This is a genomic window from Aggregatilinea sp., assembly GCF_036822615.1.
Lineage (GTDB): Bacteria > Chloroflexota > Anaerolineae > Aggregatilineales > Aggregatilineaceae > Aggregatilinea.
In genome coordinates, this window is record NZ_DAISHJ010000033.1 from 1 (window position 1) to 25,370 (window position 25,370).

The 25,370-nt window shown below is 62.5% G+C and carries 20 protein-coding genes; 15 read left to right on the top strand and 5 right to left on the bottom strand.

The window, feature by feature from the left end:
• The 3 genes from V7116_RS11825 to V7116_RS11835 form a co-directional block, all read left to right on the top strand.
• Window positions 1-807: hypothetical protein (locus tag V7116_RS11825; protein WP_324392134.1), on the top strand; the 807-nt coding region annotated here is incomplete at its 5' end.
• 358 nt (window positions 808-1,165) lie between these two features.
• Window positions 1,166-3,022 carry an ABC transporter ATP-binding protein gene (locus V7116_RS11830; RefSeq protein WP_324392135.1) on the top strand — a complete coding sequence of 619 codons (1,857 nt, stop codon included), beginning with the start codon at window positions 1,166-1,168 and terminating at the stop codon, window positions 3,020-3,022.
• 13 nt (window positions 3,023-3,035) lie between these two features.
• The gene (locus V7116_RS11835) at window positions 3,036-4,856 is read left to right on the top strand and encodes an ABC transporter ATP-binding protein (protein WP_324392136.1); all 1,821 of its coding nucleotides are present in this window, start codon (window positions 3,036-3,038) and stop codon (window positions 4,854-4,856) included.
• Window positions 4,857-4,923: 67 nt separating this feature from the next.
• Here the strand turns inward: V7116_RS11835 and V7116_RS11840 are convergent, their stop codons facing one another.
• The 3 genes from V7116_RS11840 to V7116_RS11850 form a co-directional block, all read right to left on the bottom strand.
• Entirely contained in the window at window positions 4,924-5,568 is a 645-nt protein-coding gene (locus tag V7116_RS11840) for a hypothetical protein (RefSeq protein ID WP_324392137.1), read from the bottom strand.
• Window positions 5,569-5,621: 53 nt separating this feature from the next.
• Complete coding sequence (locus V7116_RS11845; RefSeq protein ID WP_324392138.1) at window positions 5,622-6,587, bottom strand: ROK family protein; 966 nt, start codon at window positions 6,585-6,587, stop codon at window positions 5,622-5,624.
• 162 nt (window positions 6,588-6,749) lie between these two features.
• On the bottom strand, window positions 6,750-7,382 hold the full coding sequence (locus tag V7116_RS11850) for a MerR family transcriptional regulator (RefSeq protein ID WP_324392139.1): 633 nt from the start codon (window positions 7,380-7,382) through the stop codon (window positions 6,750-6,752).
• Window positions 7,383-7,729: 347 nt separating this feature from the next.
• Here V7116_RS11850 and V7116_RS11855 point away from each other — a divergent pair, with 347 nt between their 5' ends.
• The 4 genes from V7116_RS11855 (at window position 7,730) to chaB (ending at window position 11,840) form a co-directional block, all read left to right on the top strand.
• On the top strand, window positions 7,730-9,742 hold the full coding sequence (locus tag V7116_RS11855) for a chloride channel protein (RefSeq protein ID WP_324392167.1): 2,013 nt from the start codon (window positions 7,730-7,732) through the stop codon (window positions 9,740-9,742).
• Window positions 9,743-9,959: 217 nt separating this feature from the next.
• On the top strand, window positions 9,960-10,646 hold the full coding sequence (locus V7116_RS11860) for an HAD family hydrolase (RefSeq protein ID WP_324392140.1): 687 nt from the start codon (window positions 9,960-9,962) through the stop codon (window positions 10,644-10,646).
• A gap of 46 nt (window positions 10,647-10,692) precedes the next feature.
• Window positions 10,693-11,538, top strand: coding sequence for a YgaP-like transmembrane domain (locus tag V7116_RS11865; RefSeq protein ID WP_324392141.1), 846 nt, complete (start codon window positions 10,693-10,695; stop codon window positions 11,536-11,538).
• A gap of 71 nt (window positions 11,539-11,609) precedes the next feature.
• Entirely contained in the window at window positions 11,610-11,840 is a 231-nt protein-coding gene (gene chaB, locus V7116_RS11870; RefSeq protein ID WP_324392142.1) for a putative cation transport regulator ChaB, read from the top strand.
• Window positions 11,841-11,907: 67 nt separating this feature from the next.
• Here chaB and V7116_RS11875 read toward each other — a convergent pair whose 3' ends face one another.
• On the bottom strand, window positions 11,908-12,717 hold the full coding sequence (locus tag V7116_RS11875; RefSeq protein ID WP_324392143.1) for an oxygenase MpaB family protein: 810 nt from the start codon (window positions 12,715-12,717) through the stop codon (window positions 11,908-11,910).
• Between the two features lie 32 nt (window positions 12,718-12,749).
• Window positions 12,750-13,151, bottom strand: a complete 402-nt coding sequence (locus V7116_RS11880) for a hypothetical protein (RefSeq protein ID WP_324392144.1) — start codon at window positions 13,149-13,151, stop codon at window positions 12,750-12,752.
• 163 nt (window positions 13,152-13,314) lie between these two features.
• Here V7116_RS11880 and V7116_RS11885 point away from each other — a divergent pair, with 163 nt between their 5' ends.
• The 8 genes from V7116_RS11885 (at window position 13,315) to V7116_RS11920 (ending at window position 25,345) form a co-directional block, all read left to right on the top strand.
• Window positions 13,315-14,214 (top strand): aldo/keto reductase, encoded by a 900-nt coding sequence (locus V7116_RS11885; RefSeq protein ID WP_324392145.1) that lies wholly within the window; start codon window positions 13,315-13,317, stop codon window positions 14,212-14,214.
• A 136-nt stretch (window positions 14,215-14,350) separates the two neighbouring features.
• Window positions 14,351-15,091, top strand: coding sequence for an SDR family NAD(P)-dependent oxidoreductase (locus tag V7116_RS11890; RefSeq protein WP_324392146.1), 741 nt, complete (start codon window positions 14,351-14,353; stop codon window positions 15,089-15,091).
• A gap of 159 nt (window positions 15,092-15,250) precedes the next feature.
• A complete protein-coding gene (locus tag V7116_RS11895) occupies window positions 15,251-17,665 on the top strand; it encodes a GH36-type glycosyl hydrolase domain-containing protein (protein WP_324392147.1) in 2,415 nt (804 codons plus the stop codon).
• A 533-nt stretch (window positions 17,666-18,198) separates the two neighbouring features.
• Complete coding sequence (locus V7116_RS11900; RefSeq protein ID WP_324392148.1) at window positions 18,199-19,215, top strand: LacI family DNA-binding transcriptional regulator; 1,017 nt, start codon at window positions 18,199-18,201, stop codon at window positions 19,213-19,215.
• A gap of 126 nt (window positions 19,216-19,341) precedes the next feature.
• Entirely contained in the window at window positions 19,342-20,784 is a 1,443-nt protein-coding gene (locus tag V7116_RS11905) for an ABC transporter substrate-binding protein (RefSeq protein WP_324392149.1), read from the top strand.
• A gap of 124 nt (window positions 20,785-20,908) precedes the next feature.
• Window positions 20,909-21,979: a carbohydrate ABC transporter permease gene (locus V7116_RS11910; RefSeq protein ID WP_324392150.1), complete on the top strand. Its 1,071-nt coding sequence runs from the start codon at window positions 20,909-20,911 to the stop codon at window positions 21,977-21,979.
• 1 nt (window position 21,980) lies between these two features.
• A complete protein-coding gene (locus V7116_RS11915) occupies window positions 21,981-23,453 on the top strand; it encodes a carbohydrate ABC transporter permease (RefSeq protein ID WP_324392151.1) in 1,473 nt (490 codons plus the stop codon).
• Window positions 23,453-25,345 carry a glycosyl hydrolase family 8 gene (locus V7116_RS11920; protein WP_324392152.1) on the top strand — a complete coding sequence of 631 codons (1,893 nt, stop codon included), beginning with the start codon at window positions 23,453-23,455 and terminating at the stop codon, window positions 25,343-25,345. The genes V7116_RS11915 and V7116_RS11920 overlap by 1 nt, the downstream gene beginning before the upstream one ends.
• Window positions 25,346-25,370 lie beyond the last annotated feature (25 nt).

Below are 25,370 nucleotides of genomic sequence, written 5' to 3' on the forward strand. Positions count from 1 at the left end.
CCGGAACCTACCGAGCCGGAGCCGCCCGTCGCGCAAACCCGTCCTTCCGATCAAACCGATCTGCGCGAGCGCATCGTGATCAGCGCCTATGGGCTGGCCGCACACGCGGGCCTCAGCGCCGTGGCGCTGGGAGCCCTGCCGCCCGGCATCATGTGGGGCACCGCCGGAAGCGGGCTGATCCTGATCGCGATCTACCTCGTCGTGCAGTATTCGCTGTTCCCCGAAGTGCGCCACAAACGCCGCCTGCTGCTGCGCCGCATCCGCCTGCGTCTGGACCGGACCGTCGCGGGCCAGCAGTTGTACTGGAACGCCATCGCCCGCAAGCGCGTCGAGGGCGAAGAACAGCAGCAGCTTGCGCGGCTGAACCAGAATCTGAACTACTACATCGAAGTGGAGCTGCGGCGCTACCCGGTCGCCTACCACGAGATCCCCGGCCTGGACCGTACGCTCGAACAGCGGCTGCGGTCGGCAGGCGTGATCTCGGCGGCGGACGTGACGTACTGGCGCGTGGAGCAGGTCCCCGGCATCGACGACGTGCGCGCCGAGGCGCTGGTCCGCTGGCGGCAGCAGCTCGAAAATCGCCTGAAGACGCAGAAGCTTCAGCCGCTCGTCTCGTGGCAGACCTCACAGCGAGCCGCGCTGCAAAACGTCTATGGGCACAAGCGCCGCACGCTGGCCGCGCGTGAAGCCAGCTTCCAGCAGCGCCGCGCCTACGCCGACAGCGACCTGTCGCGCATCCACGACGAGCTGATCAGCTACGGTGATGTGAACTTCCGCACCTATTTGCGCTGGGTGTTTTCCGGCTGAGGCCGCGTAGGATTACCTTTGTTCTTGGCATTCGCTAACCGCTGATCCCAGCTCGTCAAACTTTTAGGACTTTTTTACCAATCCACTGTTTACGCCCCTATGCAATTCCGCTATACTGTGAAGGCTCACCACACCTCACTGGTGGATAGAGGAGTTAATGCTTCGTGACTGAGTTACTCGCCTGAATTCACCCGCGGTCGGCCTCGTGCCCTCCGCCCCCCGAATCCGCTGCACCCTGATTGCGCGGCTCTGCCGGGCCATGTCTGCCCGGGTCCACCCTTTCGTTTCACCTTTTGACATTCGAACGTCTGTTCGATAAACTCTCTAGATGCGGCATCATCATTAGGAGTGACGCGCGATGAGTGTTTCCGCCTCCCCCTCGAAGAGCGAGTTCTCGGTTGAGAACACCTACCGCTACGACCTCTCTTCTGCGTCTCGCTGGATCTTTTCGCATGTCTGGCGCTATAAGTGGCTGTTCATCGGGGCCATGCTGTGCAGCATCATCGACTTCGCGGCCTATTCGCAGTCGCCGGTGCTGATCGGCAAGGTCGCCGGGGCGCTGCTGGAGTCTGACGCGAGCAGCAAGCTCGTGGCGCTCTCGCTGGGCGTGCTGGCCGCACAGCTTATCAGCAGCATCGCGTTCGGCGCGGGCAGCCTGCTCACGGAGACGACCGCGCAGCGCATGGAAGCCGATGCCCGCCACGAGCTGTACATCAGCCTGCTGGGCAAGAGCCAGACCTTTCACAACCGGCAGCGTGTGGGCGACATCATGGCGCGCGCCACGGACGACGTGCGCCAGCTCAACGGCATGGTCAGCCCCGGCTTCCGCTTCATCTATGAAACGGTGATCGGCATCATCGTGCCGCTGATCTACATCGCCACGCTGCGGCTGGAACTGCTGTTCGTTCCGGCGCTGTTCATCATGAGTTACGTCGTGTTGGCGCGGCGCTATATGAAGCAGTTGAACCCCGTCATGCACGCGCAGCGCGAAGCCTATGGCACGCTCAACGCCAGCGCGGAAGAGACCATTTCGGGCATCGAGATCGTCAAAGCCAGCGTGCAGGAAGCCTTCGAGCGGATGCGCTTCCGCCGCAACGCGCAGGCCTACCGCGACTACTTCGTGGCGCAGGGCAAGATCGAAGCGCGCTACCTGCCGCTGCTGGTCTACGGCATCGCGCTGGGCGGCGTCTTCCTGCACAGCATGCTGATGTACCGCCGGGGCGACCTGGACATCGCGGGCATCATCGCCGTGATGGGGCTGATGAACGTGCTGCGCTTCCCCACGCTGTCGTCGCTGTGGTCGTTCTCCCTGGTGCAGCTTGGCCTGACCAGCGCCCGGCGCATCATCAACATCGTCAAGGCCGAGACGGAACTGGACGAGAACTCCGGCGGCTTCGGCAAACCGGTCGAGGGCGACATCGTGTTCGACAACGTCTCGTTCGCGTACCAGTCCAGCAGCGAAGACTGCGACGAGTGCGAAGCGGCTGTGATCGAGAACATCTCGTTCCACATCAAGCCCGGCCAGACGGTCGCCATCGTCGGCCAGACGGGATCGGGCAAGAGCACGCTGGCGCAGCTCATCAATCGCACCTATGACGTGACCGAAGGCCGCGTGTTGATCGACGGCGTGGACGTGCGCGAGTGGGATCTGGACGCGCTGCGCTCGCAGATCTCGAAGATCGAGCAGGACGTGTTCCTGTTCTCGCGCTCCGTCGCGGAGAACATCGCGTTCGGCGCTCCCGGCACGCCCATCGAGCAGATCCAGCAGGCCGCGAAGGAAGCCCAGGCGCACGACTTCATCATGTCCTTCACGGACGGCTACGACACGAAGATCGGCGAGCGCGGCACGATGCTGTCCGGCGGGCAGCGCCAGCGCATCGCCCTGGCGCGCGCCTTCCTGAGCAACCCGCGCATCCTGATCCTGGATGACAGCACGAGCGCCATCGACAGCGCCACCGAAGACGAGATCCAGAAGGCTATTCGCCGCGCGCAGCAGGGCCGGACGACCCTGCTGATCACCCATCGCCTGTCCCAGATTCGCTGGGCCGACCTGATCCTGGTGCTCGACCACGGGCGGCTGGTCGCGGCGGGCTCTCACGAGTCGCTGCTGCGCACGTCGCCCGACTACCGGCGCATCTTCGCGCGTTACGACGTCGAACTGCCGCCGCTGGAAACCGCCGAGCCTGAGATCGCCTATTCATCTCAAGATGCCTAGGAGATAACCGCCGATGGGCTTCATTATGGATGGCCTCGACGCCGAGGCCTACGACCGCAGTTACAGTGACGGGGTGCTGGTCAAGCGCATCGTCAGCTACTTCCGCCCCGAAGCAACGCGTATGTCGGTGGCGGCGGTGATGATCGTGCTCACGTCGTTGTTCGACGCGCTGCTGCCGATCTATATCTCGCGCTCGATTGACGAGATCCAGCGCGATTCTTCCACGGAGACCCTGCTGCGCATCGGGGCCGTGATCACGGCGCTGGCCGCGCTGGGCTGGGGATTCAACGCCATGCGGCGCTGGCTGGCATCGGTGGCGGTGGGTAACGTGGTGCTCAACATGCGCGCGGACGCCTTCGACGCGGTGCTCAAGCGCGACCTGTCGTTTTACGACAGCTACCCGTCGGGCAAGATCGTCAGCCGCGTCACATCCGACACGCAGGCATTCACGCAGGTCGTCACGCTGACGATGGAACTGCTCAGCCAGATCCTGCTGATCGTCGTGCTGATCGGCTACCTGTTCACGGTAGACACGACGCTCACGCTGATCACGGTGCTACTGGCCCCGCCGATCGTCGCCATCGCGCTGGGGTTCCGCCGTCTGGCGCGTATGACCGTCACGCAGTCGCGGCGCATCCTGGCCGAAGTCAGCTCGCACATCCAGGAGTCGGTGAGCGGCATCGGCGTGGCGAAGACCTTCCGCCAGGAGCACGCCATCTACGAGGAGTTCCTGGACGTCAACCACCAGTCGTACCGGATCAACCTGCGCACGGGCTATGTGTTCAGCGGCATCTTCCCGATCCTCAACGCGCTGGCCGCGCTCGGCACGACGGCGCTGGTGTACTTCGGCGGGCAGCAGGTGCTGGACAGCGGCCTGTCGGCGGGTGACTGGTTCCTGTTCATTCAGGGCGTGGGCATGTTCTGGTTCCCGCTGACCAGCATCGCGTCATTCTGGAGCCAGTTCCAGCTCGGTCTGGCGGCAGGCGAGCGCATGTTCGCGCTGATCGATGCCGAGCCGAAGGTTGTGCAGACCGGCGACGAGCGGCTGGGCGAAGACAAACTGAACGGCGAGATCCGTTTCGAGCACGTGGCCTTCAGCTACAACGACAAGGAACAGGTGCTCAAGGACTTCTCGATGACGATCAAGGCGGGCGAGACGCTGGCGCTGGTCGGGCACACGGGGTCCGGCAAGTCGAGCATCGCGCGGCTGATCGCACGCTTTTACGAGTTCCAGAACGGGCACATCCTGGTCGATGGGCGCGACGTGCGCAGCCTGAACCTGGAAGCCTACCGCCAGCATCTGGGCATCGTGACACAGGTCCCGTTCCTGTTCGACGGCACCGTGATGGACAACATCCGGTACGGCAACCAGAACGCGAGCGAGGCCGAAGTGATGCTGGCAGCGGAGCGCGTGGGCGGCGGCGACTGGCTCGACAGCCTGCCCGACGGCCTGAACACCGAGGTCGGTGAGCGCGGCAGCAGCCTCTCGATGGGCCAGCGGCAGCTTGTCGCGCTGGCGCGCGTGCTGCTACAGAACCCGTCGATCTTCATCCTCGACGAAGCGACGGCCAGCATCGACCCGCTGACCGAGACGCTGATCCAGGAGGGCCTGGACGAGATCCTGGAGCACCGCACCTCGATCGTGATCGCGCACCGCTTGAGCACCGTGCGCAACGCCGACCGCATCATCGTGCTGCGCGACGGCGAGATCATCGAGGAGGGCAGCCACGACGGGTTGCTGGCGAGCGGCGGCTACTATGCGGAACTGTACAACATGTACTTCCGCCACCAGAGCCTGGAATACATCGAAAACGCGGCCTTCGCCGCGCGGTAGGAACAGAAATCGGATGCCGGGAAGGTTTTCTAACCTTCCCGGTTTTTTAGTTCAGCGGCGAAATGGATTATTTATTGCGACTGCGCTGATATTCCCAAATGCGCCAGTCTAGCTCGTAAACCTTGATGCCGGTTTCCCGCGCAGCTTTTTCCAATGATTCCACCGCGATTGCATCGCTGACAGAATAACCTAATACGTCGTAGATGAAGCGGTGAATCCACATATCAGGCTTAATCGTCTCGACGCCCTGCCGCATCACCAACCACTTGAAAATGGCAAAACCGGCTCCTTTAACCTTTCCTTCAAAGTCCTTCTCAAAATCTACTTTAGTGGCCCATTCCTGAAGCTGTTCTTGAGTTGTGACGCCCCGAATCTCAAAATAAGTGACCAACCTTCTCAGCAATTCAACCCGATTCCAATAGTTATATCCCCAAAGATATTGCGCGATCTGTAAATTCCCTTCTTTGGTATCGGGACAACTGGCGAGCAGTTTTTTGAGCGCCGCAAAATCCGATATTTTAATCCGGGCATGACGCCAATAATAATCCATCGCCCGCCCCACAGTTGTTCCCGTCATTTGGAAATCTAGGACGGTTAACAGCAGGTTCTCCACGTAATCGTGAACAAGATAGTTCCCTTGCGCAGGTGGTAAACGCCTGCACTCGGTCACAAGTCGCTGAAACTCCGACGCAGTGGGTTGTGGTTGAACCATGCGGTCTCTCCCTTTCGAGAAGCCAGAACCTTCCCGTCCACAATTCTTTATTGTTAATTTGCACTCTCCGCCAGAAACACCAGCCGCGCCGCGCCAAAGATGCCCGCGTGGTCGCCCAGCTCCGCGCGCACGATCGGGATCTCGTCCAGGCCGGGCAGCAGCCGCGTCCGTGCCCGCACTACCTGATCCAGACGCGGTTGCAGCACCTCCCAGCTTTCCATCACGCCGCCGCCCATGACCACGATCTGCGGCGCGAGAATGACCAGCAGGTTGGCGATGCCCACGCCGAGCGTATAGGCCGTGTCGTCCATGATGCGCTGCGCGGCGGGATTGCCTTCCATCGCCATCTGCGCGATGAGCGGCGCAGTGATCTTGGCCGGATCGCCCTTCGCGGCGGCCAGCAGGCCCGCATCCTCCGCGTCGCGGCCCATCCGCGCGATCGCTGGGCCGGACGCCAGCGCCTCCCATGCCCCGTCGAGGTCTTCCAGCAGCGCGCCGCCGGGCGCGACAGTCATCAGCCCGACCTCGCCCGCGTTGGCGTTATGGCCCCGGTGCAGCCGGTTGCCGAGGATGATCCCCGCACCGATGCCCGTGCTCACCGTGAGATAGATCATGTCTTCGCAGCCGCGCCCCGCGCCGAGCCAGTGCTCGCCCAGCGCCGCCGCGTTGCAGTCGTTGTCGAGCAGGGCAGGCAGACCGAACCGTTCCGAGAGCAGCGCGACGATGGGCACTTCATCCCAGCCGGGCATATTCCACGGGCTGGTGAACACGCCGCGCTTGACGTCGAGCGGCCCCGTCGCGCCGATGCCGATCCCGGCCAGTGCGCTCGTCCGGCACCCGGCCTCGTCCATCACGCGCTCGATCAGGTCCCCAATGCGACGCACGCCGCGCTCCGGCCCCTCCTGGGCGAGCGTCGGCTGGCTGGCAAGCGCCAGCGGGCGGCCTTCGGTACGCTCGATCACTGCCGCGCGCACGTTGGTCCCGCCCAGATCGATCCCAATGGCTGCCTCTGTTGTCATACTTAATAATCTCCGCCGTGCCGGCTGTTGGTGGGTCTTGAGTCGAACAGCGCTGCGATTATACAGAGATTTTAGAGGGGGTAGGATGGCGCAAACGCACAAGTCGGCGCGGCGCGATGGGCGCTGCGCGCGGAGATGCGGGGGATAGGTTGTACGGACCGGCTAGGTATTTTTCCCGTTGCAGCGGTCGTAGTAGTCCACCAGGGCGACCTGGAACACGTTAAAAACCTGGTTGATCTTACGCAGCAGGCGCAACTGCGCGTCCGTCTCCAACTGCGCGACCTGCGGCATTTGCAGCGCCACTTCCGTCATGGCGTCACGGAAAAATGCTGTGGCTTCCAGCCCTTCCGCTGCGGTCAGACCGGCCTGTTCGGAATTTTGAGCGTAGCGCACGGCGATGCTGCGCGCCTCCACCAACAGGGACTGCGCTTCGTCGGGGGCGGAAATGTGCTGCATGATGATGCTCATCAGCCGCCGTCCCAGCTCGCGCTTTTCCTCGCGGTGATCCGGGCTGAAAGCGGCCAGCCAACTGGGCTCGGGCCGGTTGATCAGGCGCTCGCGCGTCTCGACCAGCGCATAATCGTTCCAGACCCGTTCCGTCGTGAAGTTATCGACGGCGTTGTCGAGTCCGGTTTGAGCGACCAGCTCTTTACGCAGGAAGCGGCGGTGGCCGCCAGGGGTGACGTGTACGGGCAGCTTGCCGCTGTCCGCCCAGCGACGGATCGTTGTGGGATGCACGCCGAGCAGTTCAGCGGCCCCCGCGAGTGACAGCCATTCCGATTTTAACGTTGACATGTGGCGTTTGTCTCTCCCGCTGCACCAGGGCAGGTGATGACTTCCCGGTTCCGCCGCGTCGCTCGCCGCGATGTCAAACATGGGGAACCGGTATGAGGGGTTCAGCCTTTTATGCAGCGTTATACATCGGATTTTAACCTTGTTTGGCGTTTTAGCTACAGGGCGTATGTCCTAATTCGTCACCGGTCCGGTACGGCCCCCTGTACGGCGGGAGATGCCGTCCAATATGCCTCTGTTACGCTTAACAGGTGAGAAGATCGGCTACGTTCTACAGGCCGAACGCGCTATACTTCCATTACAATGTACGCACGTCGATTCATATGTAAGCGAACCAGGAGGGACTCTTGATGGGTTTAGCGGACGAGCGGCAGCGCCGGCTCGTCTTAGATTCACTGCTACTGGGCGTTGTCGGTGCGCTGGCCGCGCAGGCGTTTATTTTCCTGCTCGATTTGGCCGACAAACTGCTCATTCAAGGCATCGCTGGCTACTACGCGCCCGGCCTGCCAAATGAAGGGGGGAAGCTCGTCGAAACGATCGGGTCACACGGCCTGTGGCTTGTGCCACTGGTGACCACGCTCGGCGGGCTGATCGTAGGCATTCTCATTTATTCGTTAGCGCCCGAAGCCGATGGTCATGGCACGGACGCGGCCATTAAGGCCGTGCACCGCACCGGGGGATATTTGCGGCCCCGCGTCGTGCCGCTGAAGATGGTCGCCTCGGCCATCACAATCGGATCGGGAGGAGCCGCCGGGCGTGAAGGTCCGGCCTCGTTGATCGCCGCCGGGCTGGGTTCCATCTACGGCACGATACGACATCGGTCGGAAGATGAACGCCGCCTGTTGGTGATCATCGGTATGGCTGCGGGTCTTTCAGCGGTGTTCCGCACACCTATCGGCGCAGCGGTATTTGCCATCGAAGTGTTGTACAGCGAAATGGAGTTCGAAACCGACGCCCTGCTGTACGCGATCCTGGCTTCGGTGGTAGCATTCAGCCTGAACGGCGCGGTGTCCGGCTGGGAACCGCTCTTTAATCTGCCATCCAACATGGCCGTGTCTGGCCTGACGATGTACCTCGAATGCGCCGTGATCGGCGTGGCGGGCGGCGTCGTCGGCGCGATGCTGCCGGTGGCGCTCTACCGCACGCGCGACATTTTTCACGCCATGCGCATTCCGCCACACGTCAAACCGGCGATCGGCGGGCTGCTGCTGGGCCTGATGGCACTGGTTTGGCCGCAGATCCTGGGCGGCGGCTACGGCTGGATGCAGGAAGTCATCGACGGCGGACTCGGCTGGAAGCTGATGCTGGCGCTCGTCGTCATGAAAACCGTCGCGTTCTCGCTGACGATTGGCTCCGGCGGATCGGGCGGCGTGCTGGCTCCGGGCCTATTCGTGGGGACGATGCTCGGCGGCGTGTTTGCCGATATTTTCCACCAGTCGCCTGCGACTTTCGCCCTGGTGGGGATGGCGGGTGTCTTCGGCAGCGCGGGACGCGTCCCGATTGCGACGCTGTTCATGGTCGCTGAAATGACCGGCGGTTACCGGCTGCTGCCTGCGACCGCGCTGGTCGTGGCTCTGTCTTCGATCATCCAGATGACGCTCGTCGCGGGGTGGAAGTACAGCACGCTGCACGAGGCCCAGATCCCGACCCGCACCGGGCGCGATGTGGACCTGCTGGAAGGCGTTCAGGTCAAGGACGTCATGTCAACCGACCTGGAATCCGTTCCCCCGGATATGCCTATCGCCAATCTGTTGGACGAGTTCCAGCGCACGCACCATCACGGCTTTACCGTGTTGGACAAGGACAACAACCTCCTCGGGGTGATCACCGTGGGTGACATCGAGCGCGCGGTGCTGACGGACAAGACCCTGCAAGAAAACAAAACGGTTGCCGATATCGCCACCGTGGCCGGGCTGGCCGTCGGCTACCCGGACGAGACAATGAGTGTGGCGCTGTGGCGCATGGGCGTGCGCGGCATCGGTCGTCTGCCGATCGTCGAGCGCGGCAATCACCGTCACGTGGTGGGGCTGATTCACCGCGAAAACGTGATCCGCGCGTACGAGCAGGCGGTCGCGCGGCGCACCTATACCAGCTACCGGCTGAAGGAACTGCGCGAGGCGCACGAAGGCAACGTGCGCGTCGTCGAAGTAGATATCAACGACCGTCACCCGCTGGCGGGCCAATCGGTGCGCGAGATCGCGCGCAATCTGCCGTCGGACTGCATCCTCGTGTCGATCCGGCGCGGCAAGCGGCTGTTGATCCCGCACGGCGATACGGTCATCCAGCCCGGCGATCACCTTGTCTCTCTGGCAAGCGATGACGCGGCTTCTCAGGCGCAGCGGCTGCTGGCGCCCGTACGATAGATTCACTTTCCCGGCTCGCGTTATCTGTACGCGAGCCGGGTGTTTTTCCGCTGGTCGCCACCTGACCTATCCCCCGGTCCACCACTCAGCCTACTGTAAGTTCGTCCGGTTACCTCATGCCCGCAGGGCGGTTCGCGCCTAAAGTAGTATTCATGTGCGGAGCCGACTTTCAGGCGACCGCGTGTCACGTTCATTCAGGCTGTGAGGCATTCATTCTATGAGTCGGGTTCGAGGCGTCATCCTTGATGTGGATGGCACACTGGTTGACAGCAATGACGCGCACGCGCGCGCCTGGGTCGATGCGATGACCGAGGCGGGCTATATCGCGCCCTATGAAATCGTGCGGCCCCTGATCGGCATGGGCGGCGACAATCTGCTTCCGGCGGCGATCGGCGTGGGAAAAAACAGCGACGAAGGTCAACTGCTGGACGAGCGGCGCGCCCAGATTTTCAAAGCACGCTACCTGCCGGAACTGCGCGGCTTTGAAGGTGTGCCCGCGCTGCTGGAACGCTTGAAGCAAGACGGCGTCCGGCTGGTGGTGGCGTCGTCGGCCAAAGCGGACGAGCTGGAACACCTGCTCAAGATCGCCCAGGCCGCGGACTATATCGACGCACAAACGGCAGCGGACAATGTGGACGAATCGAAGCCAGAGCCGGACATCGTTCAAGCGGCGCTGGACAAGCTCGGCATGCACCCTTCGGAAACGGTGATGCTGGGCGATACGCCCTACGACGTAGAAGCAGCAGGTCGCGCTGGCGTGCCGATCATCGGGCTGCGCAGCGGCGGCTGGCGTGACGACCGGTTGGAAGGCGCGGTTGCGATCTATGACGACCCGGCGGATCTGCTGGACCATTACGACGAGTCTCCGCTCGCCAATGCCGCGCCGCGCAGCGTGTTGGCATGACGCTCTACCTGTTGTTTGAAGGATTGAAACCGGAAGGAAGGCAGCAATGGCTCTAGGCCAAACACTTAAAAATGCGAAGTCAGCCGCGACAAGCGTTAATGTCGCTGACAACGAACGGTATATCTCGCTGTTGGGCGGCGCGCTGCTGGCCCTGGTCGGCCTGCGCGAACGCGGGTGGTTCGGGCTGGCGCTGGGCGTCATCAGCGGCGACCTGCTTTACCGGGGCATAACGGGCCACTGCCATATCTATTCGGCGCTGGGCCTGAACTCGGCGCGCCACTCGACGCGCAGCCGCCAGCGGCAGGTCATCCGCCTGGAACAGACCGTCACCGTCGATCGCCCGGTGGAGGATGTGTACCGCTTCTGGCGCGAGATGGAAAACTTCTCGACGTTCTTTGAATACCTCAAGGTGAGCCGCCTCAGCGATGTGCACTCGCGCTGGGTGATCGACCTGCCCGGCGGGGCCAGCGCCGAATGGAACGCCAAGGTCATCAACGAGGCGGACAACGCATTGATCGCCTGGCGGTCGCTGGACAATGCGGACATCGACAATGCGGGCGCGGTGTATTTCATGCCGTCCGCGAATGGCCGCTCGACGGACGTCCGCGTGGTGATCAACTACACGCTCAGCGCGACCGGGACCGGCAGCGCGCTGGCATCGGTGCTGGGCCAGGATCCGGACCGGCAGCTTGCGGACGAGCTGCAGCATATGAAGGCGCTGGTCGAGGCAGGCGGCAGGGATGCGCTGCCGAAAGATGAAGACGAGTCGCGCGAACGCATCGTGGAAGCCGAGCATGATGCCGAACGTGAGCATGAAGACGTGGTCGAGCAAGCGTCGGACAGTTCATTCCCGGCCAGCGATCCGCCCGGCTGGACATCGACCACCGCCTGATCCGGTCGGCAACACAGGGACGTGGTGTATTGGAAGTCTCCGTACGGGAATAGTCGTTCAGGAGAGTGAAAATGCCGTACGATTCGATCAGTGAACTGCCGGACAGCGTGCGGGACAACGTGCCGAAGCACGCGCAAGAAATCTACAAGGAAGCGTTCAACAGCGCGTGGAAGCAGTACGACGAGCCGGAAGAGCGGCGCGGCGATGCCTCCCGTGAGGAGACGGCGCACCGTGTGGCCTGGGCCGCCGTCAAAAAGGAATACGAAAAGGGCGACGACGACAAGTGGCACAAGAAGAACTGATGCCGCCCCGTCGCCCATGACAACTGCATAACCCCATGCGGCAGGTTCAAGCCTGCCGCTTTTTGTGTCAATCGCCGGGATCGCGGTGCAGCGCGACAAGCTGACGCCCGTGCCCGCTGGGCAGCAGGACGGGATAGAGCAGTTTCAGCAGGCGTACACTGCGCAGCCGCCGGTAGAGCGGCAGCAGCTCATCAACATACCGCCTGCGCCGCAGATCCAGCAGCCCGCACACGTGGTCCGGCACGAGGCTCGCCTGCATGTCGCGCAGCAAGCGCATTCGCAGCGAGCCGATATGCCGCCGGTACTGCGCGTAAAGCTGGTCGGTGAATGGGGTGCGCGCGAGGTGATTGTGCAGGTGTTGAACGCGCGCCCGTTGATAGGCGTCGTACGTATCCGGCAGGCCGCGAATACCCAGCGCATGGCCCATCGCCATCGAGTCGCGCCAGAATGCCTCGCGCTCGGCGGGTGGCATCGGCCCAAAGACGACCTCGTGCGCTCGCTCGCCGTACTCAACCAACATGAACAGCGTGTCGCGGTGCGACCACTGCGGGATCACGCCGCCCCGCGCCTGCTCGACCGCGTGGTGCGCCTCACGTACAGCGCGCACGGCGGCGCTGGCAGTTTCCTCGTCGCCAAAGACCATCGCCTGCGCGAACCGCACCGTCTCGAAGAAGCGGCCAACAGGATCGTTGGGCAGCGCGTTGGTGAAGAACAACCAGTTCACGGCCTTGTTCAACGCAAACTCCGCTGCCGATCCCGCAAACATCAGCAGGATCGCGTCGCTGCTGCCCCAAAGTCGCCGCGTGACGGGGCTGGCAGCGTGGTATACGGCGGCCTCGTGCGGGAGTATCGTGGACTGAGTTTGATGAGCGATCATGCCTGAATCGTATCCGGCAGCCGCCTGTGGCGCTAGATCTCCGGTGCTTCGTGTTCGAGCGGCAGATCGTCGTCAAGATCCGCGATCGCCTCGTCTTCTACCGGGCGCTCGCCCTCGGAGTCGTTCACCATGCCGCGCAGCCGGTCGTTGGGATCGTCCTCGTCAACGCCCATGTCGGATTCCCAGCCCGGTGTGAATCCGGCGCCCGGCACGCTCACGATCTCGTCGTTGTCCATCAGGTCGTAGCCGTATTCTTCGAGGTTTTCCTCGATCACCTCAGGATCTTCGTCATCCGGCCCGATCACTTCGAGTTGGGGCGCTTCGTCCTCGTATTCGGCCTCTTGCTCTTCCCACTCGTGCACATCGTTCCGCGCGCGCCGCGCCGCGAAGCGTTCCAGGTCCCGATCGGTTGGTTTCTGATCTCGCGTACCCATGATTTCCTCGCTAACAATTCGTGTCTCATTCTCCCTCACTGTACCGGACAAAACGCCGCCCTACATGCCCTGTCTGGCGGGTTTGAGCATAGGCCATGTGGTGCATTCCACCCGATTCCGCTACTCTAAAATCAGACGACCGGCTGCGACGAAAGGAAACGCGATGGAACACCGGCAGATGGGAAAAGATGGTCCGCAAATCCCCGCCCTGGGGTTAGGCGCGTGGCCGCTGGGCGGCGGCATGGGCCGCGTGGACGAAAACACGGCGGTCGATACGATCCACGCCGCCATCGACAGCGGCATCACGCTGATCGACACGGCGCAGGCGTACAAGGACAGCGAGGCGTTCCTGGGCCGCGCGTTGGCGAACGGCTACCGCGATCGCTGTTTCCTGGCGACGAAGGCCAGCTTCGATTTTTCGTCGCAGGGCATCCGCGCCGGGATGGAAAACAGCCTGCGCGACCTGAAGGTCGATTACGTGGACCTCTACCAGCTTCATCGCTGGGATAGCGGCACGCCGATCGGGGCGCAGATGGAAACGATGGTGCAGCTTCAGGCCGAGGGCAAAACGCGCTACATCGGTGTCTCGAACTATACGGGCGCGCAGCTTGAGCAGGCGTACCAGGTTGCGCCGTTCCACTCCGACCAGCCGGGCTACAACCTGTTCGACCGCCACATCGAGGCGGACGTGCTGCCGGCCTGCCGCGAACATGGCATCGGCGTACTGGCGCACAGCCCGTTGGCGAAGGGCCTGTTGACAGGCAAGTACACCGCCGAAACTGTGTTTCCGTCCGACGACGAACGCTCGTGGCTACCGTCGTTCCAGGGCGAGAGCTTCCGGCACGATCTGGACGTCGCCGGGCGGCTCGAAGCGCTCGCGCGCGATAAGGGCCTGACACTGGTCCAGTTTGCGATCGCGTGGCTGCTGCGCGATCCGGCCATCACCTGCGTGCTGGTCGGCGCGAAGTCGCCCGCGCAGGTCGCGGACTACCTGCCCGCCGTGGGCGTGACATTCAGCCAGTCGGAGCTGGATGCCATCGACGCGGCGATGGGCCTCGCCTGATTCCCGACCCGATTTTATGCGAACGGCCCTGTTCGTTTGGCAGGGCCGTTTCTATAATGGCGTGCAGCGGAGGGAGTATGGCGCAGGGCCGCCGCCTCCGCTGGCGTTTCCCCCGCAGCAAAGGACAGACCGTTCCATGACTCATTCCATAACCCAATCGTCAGAAGCAGCACAGCCGCTGATCGCCGTCGTAACCGGAGCCGGACAAGGGATAGGCCGCGCGGTGGCGCTCAAGCTGGCCGGGCATGGTGCGCATATCGTGCTCGTTGGCCGCACGCAAGCCAAGCTGGATGCCGTCGCCGCCGAGGTAATTGCGGCAGGTGGATCGGCCACCGTGGTCGAGGCGGACGTGACGCGGGCCGGTGAAGTGCAGCGCGTGATGGATGCCGCAGCCGCCGTTGCGCCGCAACTCGACGCGCTGGTAAACTGCGTGGGCGAGGCGTTCATCGCGACGCTTGACGACACGACCGAAGCCGACTTCGACCGGCTGCTGACCGCCAACCTCAAGACGGCGTACCTGACCAGCCGCGCGGCGCTGCCGCTGCTGCGCCAGAGCGCCAACGCCAGCGTCGTCAATGTGGTGTCGAAGGTTGCGTTGGCGAATCACGGCACCGTGACGGCCTACACCGCCGCCAAAGCGGGCCTGCTGGGCTTCACGCATTCACTCTCCGACGAACTGAAGCCGGAGGAAATCCGCGCGGTGGCGATCTGCCCCGGCGCGGTCGATACGCCGATGCGCTGGGCCGCCACGCCCGACTACGAGCGGCGCATGGTGATCGATCCCGTGCAGGTCGCGGATCTGGCGTGGTACGCGATCACGCTGCCGCGCGGCACGACGACCGGCGATCTGGTCGTCACATCGATGTATTACGACTGAACATCATCCGTCCATTCACGCGTGATCCATCGGGCGGGTCTGTGACCCGCCCGATCTTCTTCTACTACCGCCATCCCCCAACACCTTCACAACGAGCGCAAAGTGGCAGTATGATGGAGGCGGGATCCAGGGGCTGACTTCCACACTTAGGAGCAGTTGATGACGATTTACGGCAGGTTTGACGACACGCAGCGCGAGTATGTGATCACCAATCCGCACACGCCGGTGAAGTGGATCAACTACGTGGGCACGCTGGCCTTCGGCGGTTTTGTCGATCACACGGGCGGCGCGCTGGTTTGTAAGCAGGACCCGGCCCTCAACCGCATCACGCGCTACCTCGCGCAGATGCCCGCATCGGAGTTCAAGGGCGAGACGCTCTACCTGCGCCTGAAGACGCCGGACGGGGTCCGGATCTTTTCGCCGTATGTCGTGCCCACGCTCGACCCGTACGACCGCTTCGAGTGTCACGTCGGGCTGGGCTATTCGCGCTTCGTGACGGAGATGCACGGCATCCGCGCCGAGATCACGGTGTTCGTCCCCACCGGCGAGAACGTGCTGGTGCGCGACGTACGCCTGACCAACCTGGGCACGGAATCGGTCGAGCTGGACGCGATCCCGGTCGTCGAATATTCGCACTTCGACGCGCTGAAGCAGCTCACCAACGCCGACTGGGTGCCGCAGACGATGCAAAGCCGCGCATATTACGAATCCGGCGGGCATCTCATCCTGGCGCAGTGCGCTTTCATGAAATGTGACACGGCGGTCAACTACTTGACCTCCAACTGGCCAGTGTCGTCGTTCGAGTCGGATCGCCGCCGCTTTTTGGGCGCCAACGAGTACGGCACGTGGCAGCGCCCGCTCAGCCTGCTAGAGCCTGAACTCGACAGCTACGAAGCGCAGCGCGGCGACAACATCGGTGCGCTGATGCACCATCTGGGCGCGATCGAACCGGGCGCGACGGTACGCCTGATCACGCTGCTGGGGCAGGCGGAAAGCGTCAAGGCGGCGCAGCCCACCATCGAACGATTCCGCGATCCGGCCCAGGTCGATGCGGCGCTAGAGGCAATGGCGCGCTTCTGGAATGGCTACCTCAGCCGCCAGCAGGTCGAGACGCCCGACGCCAGCATGAACAGCATGCTCAACGTGCACAACCCGCGCCAGTGCCACACGACGAAAAACTGGTCGCGCTACCTGTCGCTGTACCAGCTTGGCTACGGTGCGCGCGGCATCGGCTTCCGCGACAGCGCTCAGGACGCGCTCGGCGTGCTGGCGAACATGCCCGGCGAGGCGAAGGATCTGATCGCGCTGCTACTGCACGTCCAGCGGCGTGACGGCTCCGCGATGCACCAGTTCAACCCGCTGAGCATGATCGCCACCGAGGGCGACTCGCGCGAATACGAGGATCGCCCGCACTACTATGGCGACGATCACCTGTGGATCGTGCTGGCGGTATGCGGCTACCTCAAGGAAACGGGCGACCTCACGTTTCTGGACGAAACGATCCCGTACTACGAGAAAGACCGGAACGAGCAGCCGCTCGAAGCGGGCACCGTATTCGAGCACCTTCAGCGCGCGCTGGCCTTCACGCGCGATCATACCGGCGCGCACGGCCTGCCGCTGCTGGGCTTCGCGGACTGGAACGATACGGTCAATCTGCCCACCGGGGCGGAGTCGTTCTTCATCGCCAGCCAGTACGGGGTCGCGCTGCGCGAGATGATCGAGCTGTGCGAGCACCTGGGCCGCGCCGATCTCGCCGCGCAATACACAGCGGATTACGAGGCGATGCGCGACTGTGTGAATACGGTGGGCTGGGACGGCGCGTGGTATCTGCGCTACTTCGACGCAGACGGCTCCCCGATCGGCTCGCGCGCCAACGCGCAGGGGCAGATCTTTCTCAACGCGCAGTCGTGGGCGGTAATCTCCGGCTTCGCTACACCCGAACGCGCCCGCGCCGCGCTCGATTCGGCCCACGAGCGGCTCAACACGCGCCACGGCATTAAGCTCAGCGCGCCCGGTTATAACGGCTACGATCCGAACAAGGGCGGCGTAACGACCTATCCGCCCGGCGCGAAGGAAAACGGCGGCATCTTTCTGCACGCGAATCCGTGGGCGATGATCGCGGAAACGCTGACCGGGAACGGCGATCGCGCGTTCCGGTACTACGACCAGATCAACCCCGCCGCCAAAAACGAGATCATCGACCTGTTCGAGTGCGAGCCGTACGTGTACCCGCAGAATATCCTGGGCGACGAGCACCCGCAGTTCGGACTGGCGCGCAACAGTTGGCTGTCGGGCACGGCCTCGTGGACGTATCAGGCCGGGACGAAGTACATCCTCGGCATCCGGCCCACCTACGCCGGGCTGCTGGTCGATCCGTGCATCCCGCCCGCGTGGGACGGCTTCCGCGTGACGCGCGTCTTTCGCGGCGCGACGTACACAATCGAGGTGCGCAACCCTGAGCACGTGGCGAAGGGCATTGTCTCGCTGCGCGTGGATGGGCAGCCGGTGCCGGGCGCGGTGATTCCGATCTTCACCGACGGCGGCACGCATCATGTCGAGGCGGTGATGGGGTAAAAGCAGTTTTTAGTTGTTAGTGATTGGTTTTTAGTTCAGACTACAGGCGATCCGGGCGCGTGTCCGGTCATCGGGAAACCGCACCCCCAGTCCCTCTCCAATCGGATTGGAGAGGGAAGACAGGTAGCGCCCAACCGGGTTTTGTAGGGGCGGGTTGTAAACCCGCCCTGGTTTGTTTGTAGCCCCTGTTGTTCCCTGATTTCCGCTCCTGCTTCCGCTTCTGTGGGGCAGTGAGCAGCTCCGCGTTTGTGTATATGGCCCGATCCATCCATCTTGTTTTTCCGGCAAACTGCCCGATTCCTATTGACACACGCGTAAAAATACTTTTATAATGAATTCAACTGTTGGGAGCGCTCCCATTCTGGAACTTACATTTATGGGCCCCTCCCGCCTATTTCGGCACTTCAATGCCCTCCGGCATCGAAAATATGGGTCTAACCACGCGGTTTTGGGGCTGCGTGGTAGTCAGTGAGCTATTTTCTTTAGGCATTTTTGGGAGCGCTCTCACCAATGAGCGCACGGTCGGAATAATTATGACGCTGAAACTTGAGGACATCGCACGCATAGCGGGCGTGTCACGCTCTACGGTCTCCCGGGTCGTCAACGACGATCCGAACGTCAGTGAGCAGACGCGCCAGCGTGTCCTTGAGGTGATCGAAGAACACAACTTCACGCCCAATGTCGCGGCACGCTCGCTGGTGACCCAACGCACCCGCATGCTCGGCATCTACATCCCCTACCTCGTCGGCAACCTGTTCTCCGATCCGTACTTCCCGATGTTCATCCAGGCTACCACCGCACGCGCCAATGACCAGGATTACGACGTCATGTTGTGGCTGAAAAGCAGCACCATCACGATGGATCACCTGCGCCGCCGCGTGCTCGACAACCGTATGGCGGACGGTCTGATACTTGCTTCGACGCCGCGCAATGACCGTTTGACCGATCTACTGCTGGAACGCGGCAGGACGTTCATCCTAAACGGGCGTCCCTGGGAACACGAAGATTCGATCAACTACGTCGATACGTCCAACGTACGCGGCGCGCAGCAGGCCATCGAGCACCTCGTCCGCCTGGGACGCCGCCGCATCGCCACGGTCACCGGGCGCATCGACTTGAACTCCGGGTATGACCGCCTGATCGGCTACCGGCGCGGCCTGGAAGAAATGGGCCTCGAACTCGATTCCAAGCTGGAAGCTGACGGCGATTTTACCGAGGTCAGCGGCTACCTGGGCATGCGCAAGCTGCTGCCCGAAAAGCCCGATGCGGTGTTCGTCGCCAGCGATCACATGGCAATCGGCGTACTGCGAGCCATCCGCGAGGCAGGCATGACCGTGCCGGATGACATCGCCATCGTTGGCTTCGACGATATGCCGTTTGCTACCCTGGCGAATCCGCAGTTGACCACGGTTCGCCAACCGGTCCAACGCTTAGGATATCTGGCAGCGGAAGGGTTGATCGGCTTGCTCGAAAACACGATCACCCCGCCCTACCAGGTTTCACTACCAACTCAACTTGTGATTCGTGAATCGTGTGGGTTTCCCGCATGAAGTTTTTTTTCATGCCGTTGGGAGCGCTCCCAATGAAGGAGGTACGTGTATCGAAGAGCGCCGTCGAGAAACGCAATCCTGCCTTTTCGACCAGTGTTTATAAGTGCTATGAGGAGCAGTTACGCAATGTCTAAAATCAAGTCTTTGATCCCGATCGTCGTGATGCTGGCCCTGGTTGCCATGTCGGTCGTGCCCGGCATGCCCGCCAAGGCGCAGTCTGACCCCGTCACGATCAAGATCTTCGTTGGTCTGGGCACGGGTTACCTGCCCGAGCAGCAGGCTGCTCAGGTCGCACTCGCCGATGAGTGGAACGCCAGCCATGACGATATCAAGGTTGAATTCGAATTTCACGACAACGACACGGCCCGTGACGAGCTGCTGACCCGCGTCGCCGCCGGTGACGCCCCCGCGATCGTCGGCCCTGCCGGTGTCCGTTCCGTGTACGAAACCAGCGAACTGTGGGCGGACCTGTCCTCCTACATCGAGCGCGACTCGGCGGAACTGGGCCTGGACGACTTCGACGCCGCCAGCCTCAACCTGTACGAACTGGGCGACAAGACGATTGCCCTGCCGTTCGGTGTGTACCCCTCGTTCGTGTACGTGAACGAAACGATCTTCAACGACGCCGAAGTTGAACTGCCTCCCACCGAATACGGTGCGTGGACCTGGGCCGACCTGCGCGACAAGGCGATGGCCGTGACGCAGGACGCGAATGGCAACTTCCTGGGCGAAGAAGGCTTCGATCCGGACAACATCGAAGTCTACGGTTACTTCCCCTTCTGGACCAACTTCCGCGCCAGCACGATCCTGTTCAGCCCGACCGACGCCGGTGTCCAGCTCAATGACGACGGCACCGTGACCGCGACCTTCAACCAGGAAGCGATCCAGCAGGCGTCCCAGTTCTACCACGACGCGATCTTCGTCGATCACTTCGAGCCGAACGTCGACGCCGAGAACGCCATCAGTGAAGGCGTGACCAACCCGTTTGTGTCTGGCCGCGTTGCGATGGGCGTGAGCCACACCTGGCTCTTCGGCGGCATGAACGATGCTATCAGCAGCGGCGCGTTCACCGATCAGTGGAACGTCTACCCGGTCCCGGCTGCCCCCAACGGCATCACGACCGCCCGCGTTCACGCTGACACGTTCGCCATCATGGACAGCTTCGAGAACAAGGACGCCGCGTGGGAAGTCCTCAAGTGGATGACCTCCGGTGAACCGGCCCTCACGCTGGCGACCGTCTACGGCGCGATGCCCGCTCGCCTGTCGCTGCGCAGCGACTGGGAAGCTTCCTGGCTGGAAGCCTTCCCGCAGCTCAACCTCGACGTGGTCTACGGCGCGCTGGAATACCTCGACGCCCCCAACCACGAAAGCTACATGCCCAACTACGCCCGTGCATGGGACGCGCTGGAGCAGTACTGGAACAACCTGCGCTCGCAGCCGGACTTCGACGTCGTCGGTGAACTGGACGCCGTGAACGCCCAGATTCAGACGCTCTTCGACGAAGCCCTGTCTGGCGAAGCGACCGACTACGTGCCGACCGCCGTTGCAACCGAAGAAGCGGCTCAATAACTCGTTCGCGTAGCAGCATATGCGGTGGCCTTCGGGTCACCGCATATGCCTTCCTGTACTGTCCTCTCGTTTTCCGCAGCACTCTCCGGCTCTGTGAAAACCGAGTGACGCCGAGGTTAGAAGCATGTCCCAAGTCGAATACGCAGTCAACGATGAAGTGAAGCCCGGCGCTGACAGCCGCCGATGGACCCTGTCGCCTCGGCGCGCCCAGGTTTTATGGGGCTATCTCTTCCTTGCGCCGTGGATCATCGGGTTTCTCGTCTTTGTGTTTGGCCCCATGATCGTCTCGCTCTACCTTTCGATGACCGACTACAACATCGAAAAGCCGGACGAGATGCATTTTATTGGCCTCGATCATTACCAGCGAATGTTCTCAGTCGATATCGTCCGCGAAGACGATAGCGGCGCTGTTCAGCTCCAGTCCGGTTATCAAGACGTTTTTAGCATTGCCGATTTTCATCTGGTCGCCAAGGACCAACGGTTCTGGAAATCGATTCAGGTGACCCTGACTTTTGCGCTGGTTTCGCTGCCGATCAATCTGATTCTGGCGCTGACTTTTGCGGTCTTGACTAATACCAAGGTCCCCGGCGTGACCTTGTTCCGAACATTGTTTTACTTACCCAGCGTGATTCCGACCGTCGTCGCGGCGTTCGTGTTCCAACAATTTTTGCGCACGCAGGACGGCTGGCTGAATATGTACGTGCTGCACCCCTTAGGGCTGGGCAATCCCGGCTGGCTTCAGGATCCCACGTGGGCCATCCCCGCGCTGACACTGGTCGGTACGTGGGGCGTGGGCACGGCGATGCTGATGTTCCTCGCCGGGCTTCAGAACGTCCCCACCGAGCTGTACGAGGCCGCGCGCGTCGATGGCGCGGGCTTCTGGTCGCGGCTGCGCCACATCACCATTCCGATGATTTCGCCGGTCATCCTCTACAACCTCGTGATCGGGCTGATCGGCACGTTCCAATATTTCGTCATTGCCTACACCATCACCATCCCGGCGGGACGCGGCGGCAACGAGCTTTCGATGTACGTCTACAACCTGCACGTCTACCGCGAGGCGTACGTGTTCTTCGACATGGGCTATGCGTCGGCACTGGCATGGTTCCTGCTGGTCATCGTGCTGGTCGTGACGGCGCTGGTGTTCCGCAGCTCCAGCAAGTGGGTGTACTACGCAGCAGGAGGAAGGGCGTAACATGGACCGGCTGCGCAGCATTTTAAGCGGTGAAAACCGCCGCGACTATCTGAAGGTCGAGGCGTATAAGTACCTCGGCACGGGATCGCTGCTGATGCTCCTGATCGCGCTGGCAGGCGTCTACCTCAGCCCACTGCTGTACATGGGCAGCACGGCGCTCAAGAGCGAAGCACAGCTTGCCGACCCCGACGACCCGATTCTGCCGCAGACGCCGAAGCTGTATCACTACACCAGCGACGAAACGCAGACTTTCCGCTATACGTGGCGTCATGCCGAAAACTTTGAATACGAGGGGCAGGAACTTCCCGTCTACGAAGTGATCTCGCAGGGCAAGATCTATAAGTATGCGCTGATCGAAGATCGCGGCGAGAGCGGCCTGTTCATCGACACCGAAGATCCCGACGCGGGGCCAATCGAGGTGGATACCGCGCCGTCGAGTCTGAAGGCGTCGATGGCGCGCGAGCAGCTCGAAGTCACGCTGTACACCGTCGAGGTGGACGGGGCCAACAAAATCATGGGCCTGGTGGACGAGCTGAACGACGGCTCGACGCTGTGGATGGACCCGGAGAACGTGAGCGCCGATCCGATCCGCCTGCCCATCACGAAGGATGAAGCGAAGCTGGTCCGCGACGAGCAGGACCTCACGCTGTACAACGTGCCGATCGATGGCGAAACGCGCGAGCTGGCCCTGCTGGAAACGACCCGCAACGGCGCGACCTTCGTCGATCCCGACACGAACGAGCTGATCAAGGTTGACGAGCGTGTGCGCGGGCTCGACCCGGTGTACGAATTCGAGATTCACCCGGAAAACTTCAAGACGGCGGTCGATACCATCAACTACCCGCGCCTGTTCATGAACACATCCATCGTGGCGCTGGTGGGGGCGTTGGGTGCGATGGTTTCCGCGACGCTGGTCGCCTACGGCTTTACGCGGTTTAATATCCCCTATGCCAACCTGCTGTTCATGATCCTGCTGGCGACGATCATGCTGCCCCAGCAGGTGACGCAGATCCCGACCTACATCCTGTTCCGTAAGTTGGGCTGGGTGGGCACGCTGGCGCCGCTGATCGTGCCGCACTTCTTCGGCAACGCCTACAACGTGTTCCTGCTGCGGCAGTACATGATGGGCATCCCGCTGGAACTGGACGAGGCCGCCCGCGTGGACGGCGCGAACCCGCTTCAGATCCTGTGGCACGTGATCATCCCGGCGGCGCGTCCCGCGCTGGTGGCGGTGTACCTGTTCCACTTCCTGTTTGCCTGGAACGAGTTCCAGCAGGCGCTGATTTACATCGGCGGCAACGAGAAGAATCAGGTGTTGGCGGTCGGTTTGCAGCGGTTCTCGCAGATCTATTCGTCGCAACAGAATCTGATGATGGCGGCGGGCGTCCTGACGATGCTCATTCCGCTGATCGTCTTCTTCCTCGCCCAGCGCATCTTCATGCAGGGCGTGGTTATCACAGGAGTGGAGAAGTAATGAAGCGCTTGCTGGTCTGCCTGCTGGTCCTGACGCTCGCCGTGCCGGGCTTTGCCCTGGCCCAAGGCGGAACGCCTGTTCCGGCAGGTGTGACCGGCGAGCTGCTTTATATTCCCTTCCCGGTGGCGATCGCCGTGGAAGGGGATCTGTCCGACTGGGCCGACGTGCCGCACTACACGGTCGATAAGGGGCCAAACCTGTCCGGCGACCCGGCGGAAAACGGCTCGTTCACGGTCGCGCTGGCGGCCAGCGCGGACACGTTTTACATCACCATGACGATGGCCGACCGCAACATCGTGGCCGGGCAGCACGGCACGAACTTCTGGAACGAAAACTCGCTGGAGTTCTACCTCAACCTGACCGGCGATTTCTACGCACCCGTCTACACCAAGGGCATGTATCAGGTCAACATCAATGCCGCTGACATCGGCAACACCGATCCCGGCGCGCTAACGCTGACCGGCACGAACAGCGACACCCTGCCCCTCAGCGGCTACGTCTTCAAAACGGACGAGGGCTGGGGCTTCGAGGCGGAAGTGCCGCTGGCGGGCCTGTTCGAGATCGCGCACGGCGCGGAGATCGGCTTCCAGGCGCAGGCCAACGGCGCGACGCAGACCGACCGCGACGTGAAGCTGATCTGGTCCAATGCGGATACGGGCGACACGTCGTGGCAAGACCCGACGGTCTTTGGCCGTGCGATCTTCTACGAGCTGGGCCAGACCGACGTGCCCCAGCCGAGCGGTCCGCCCGCCGACGATGAATCGAGCGGCGGGTTTGACTGGGCGGGTCTGCCCTGGGGCGAGATCGTGCGCGCGACGTGGGAAGGCTACAAGGCCAACTACATCTTCTGCGGCGAGCAGTGTGGGAACAACCTGGGCCTCGTCTTCGACCCGAACATGGGCTATCAGGCGGTCAGCGAAGGCGTTGGCTACGGGCTGCTGATGGCCGTCATGATGGACGATCAGGCGACGTTCGACACCGTCTACGACGCCGCACACGACATCATGCTCGACCCGGCGACGGGCCTGCTCAACTGGCGCGTGGATAATACCGGCGCGATCACAGGCGAGACGTCCGCGACGGACGCCGAGGAAGACATCGCCGCCGCGCTGATCTTCGCGCAGTCGCGCGTGGATCGCGGCGAGTGGGCGCAGCACGCGGAACGTCCCTACGGCGACAGCGCCAATGCGCTGATCGACGCGATCTACACCTACGAAGTCGCGGACGGGCGCTACCTGACGCCCGGCGATGCCTGGGACGGCGAGGGACAGGAGATTTTGAACCTCTCCTATTTCGCGCCTGCGTGGTATCGCATTTTCGACGACTTCCAGGGCACGGATCGCTGGCAGCCGGTGATCACCTACGGCTATCGCTCGCTGTTCACGACGGACGGCGCGCCGCTGGGCCTCGCGCCCGACTGGTCCACCAGTGACGGCGGCCCCGCCTACGACTACTGCGACGCGCACGGACGCGAGCGCAGCGCGTGCCTGTACGAGATGACGTTCGATGCCATCCGCGTGCCGTGGCGCATCGGGCTGGACTGCCTGTGGTTCGATGAAGCGCGGGCGTGCCAGTGGTCGGGGCGCACCGCCGAGTTCCTCAAGGCGCTGCCGCCGGATCAGTTCGGGCGGCTGTACGACATGGACGGCGTGCCGGTCGTCAGCTACCAGAACGAGATGATGGACGGCATGTGGCTCGTGGCGAGTTTGGCATCTGGTGATGAGGAATTACAACAACAACTTGCACAACAGTTGTATACTGTAACTGGGAACGCTCTCACAGAGGGATATTGGGGCGGCAGCGCGCAGTATTATTTCAACCAGAGCCTTGCCTGGTTCGGTGCGTCGCTGCTCTCGGGCGATTTCCAAAATCTATACTCTTCTGCCGATTAATTCCCGGCGTCCTGCCTGACTGTTC

Bases quoted from the DNA above. Each gene is read 5' to 3' on its own strand.
- V7116_RS11830 (WP_324392135.1), top strand. From the start codon at position 1,166: ATGAGTGTTTCCGCCTCCCCCTCGAAGAGCGAGTTCTCGGTTGAGAAC.
- V7116_RS11835 (WP_324392136.1), top strand. From the start codon at position 3,036: ATGGGCTTCATTATGGATGGCCTCGACGCCGAGGCCTACGACCGCAGT.
- V7116_RS11840 (WP_324392137.1), bottom strand. From the start codon at position 5,568: ATGGTTCAACCACAACCCACTGCGTCGGAGTTTCAGCGACTTGTGACC.
- V7116_RS11845 (WP_324392138.1), bottom strand. From the start codon at position 6,587: ATGACAACAGAGGCAGCCATTGGGATCGATCTGGGCGGGACCAACGTG.
- V7116_RS11850 (WP_324392139.1), bottom strand. From the start codon at position 7,382: ATGTCAACGTTAAAATCGGAATGGCTGTCACTCGCGGGGGCCGCTGAA.
- V7116_RS11855 (WP_324392167.1), top strand. From the start codon at position 7,730: ATGGGTTTAGCGGACGAGCGGCAGCGCCGGCTCGTCTTAGATTCACTG.
- V7116_RS11860 (WP_324392140.1), top strand. From the start codon at position 9,960: ATGAGTCGGGTTCGAGGCGTCATCCTTGATGTGGATGGCACACTGGTT.
- V7116_RS11865 (WP_324392141.1), top strand. From the start codon at position 10,693: ATGGCTCTAGGCCAAACACTTAAAAATGCGAAGTCAGCCGCGACAAGC.
- chaB (WP_324392142.1), top strand. From the start codon at position 11,610: ATGCCGTACGATTCGATCAGTGAACTGCCGGACAGCGTGCGGGACAAC.
- V7116_RS11875 (WP_324392143.1), bottom strand. From the start codon at position 12,717: ATGATCGCTCATCAAACTCAGTCCACGATACTCCCGCACGAGGCCGCC.
- V7116_RS11880 (WP_324392144.1), bottom strand. From the start codon at position 13,151: ATGGGTACGCGAGATCAGAAACCAACCGATCGGGACCTGGAACGCTTC.
- V7116_RS11885 (WP_324392145.1), top strand. From the start codon at position 13,315: ATGGAACACCGGCAGATGGGAAAAGATGGTCCGCAAATCCCCGCCCTG.
- V7116_RS11890 (WP_324392146.1), top strand. From the start codon at position 14,351: ATGACTCATTCCATAACCCAATCGTCAGAAGCAGCACAGCCGCTGATC.
- V7116_RS11895 (WP_324392147.1), top strand. From the start codon at position 15,251: ATGACGATTTACGGCAGGTTTGACGACACGCAGCGCGAGTATGTGATC.
- V7116_RS11900 (WP_324392148.1), top strand. From the start codon at position 18,199: ATGACGCTGAAACTTGAGGACATCGCACGCATAGCGGGCGTGTCACGC.
- V7116_RS11905 (WP_324392149.1), top strand. From the start codon at position 19,342: ATGTCTAAAATCAAGTCTTTGATCCCGATCGTCGTGATGCTGGCCCTG.
- V7116_RS11910 (WP_324392150.1), top strand. From the start codon at position 20,909: ATGTCCCAAGTCGAATACGCAGTCAACGATGAAGTGAAGCCCGGCGCT.
- V7116_RS11915 (WP_324392151.1), top strand. From the start codon at position 21,981: ATGGACCGGCTGCGCAGCATTTTAAGCGGTGAAAACCGCCGCGACTAT.
- V7116_RS11920 (WP_324392152.1), top strand. From the start codon at position 23,453: ATGAAGCGCTTGCTGGTCTGCCTGCTGGTCCTGACGCTCGCCGTGCCG.